Source organism: Bartonella sp. AA83SXKL, from assembly GCF_042196965.1.
In the GTDB taxonomy this organism is placed as follows: domain Bacteria; phylum Pseudomonadota; class Alphaproteobacteria; order Rhizobiales; family Rhizobiaceae; genus Bartonella.
Genome location: NZ_JBHIRG010000360.1, coordinates 1 through 523, shown reverse-complemented (window position 1 = coordinate 523; position 523 = coordinate 1). Strand labels below are relative to the sequence as shown.

Genomic DNA, 523 nt, shown 5'->3' with positions numbered 1-523 from the left:
CAGGTGTTATATTAAAAAAACAAGGAATACTCCCTTCTGGTGCTGTTGTTTTGACAACAGGTACCTTTTTAAATGGTTTTATTCATATTGGTGATAAAACATGGGCTGCTGGACGTATGGGAGAACAGTCAAGTATAAAACTTGCTGAACGTTTAAAAAGTTATGGCATAAATCTTGGTCGATTAAAAACAGGAACTCCTGCTCGTCTTAGCAAAAAAACAATCCGTTGGGAATGTCTTCCTAAACAGCAAGCTGACGAAAATCCTGTACCTTTTTCTCTTTTGACTGAAAAAATTGAACAGCCTCAAATTGAATGTGCCATAACACGTACAAATGCACAAACACATCAGATTATTCGTGAAAATATTCATCGCTCTGCTTTATATTCAGGAAATATTGAAGGATTAGGACCACGTTATTGTCCTTCAATTGAAGATAAGATTGTTAAATTTGGAGAACGTGATGGACATCAGATTTTTCTGGAACCAGAAGGGTTAGATACTGATACTGTTTATCCAAATGG

1 protein-coding gene is annotated in these 523 nt (G+C 35.9%); it reads left to right on the top strand.

What is annotated here, in order from left to right; genetic code table 11:
• Positions 1-523, top strand: a 523-nt coding sequence (locus tag ACFINO_RS11625; RefSeq protein WP_375656008.1) for an FAD-dependent oxidoreductase, incomplete at both ends; no start/stop codon positions are given.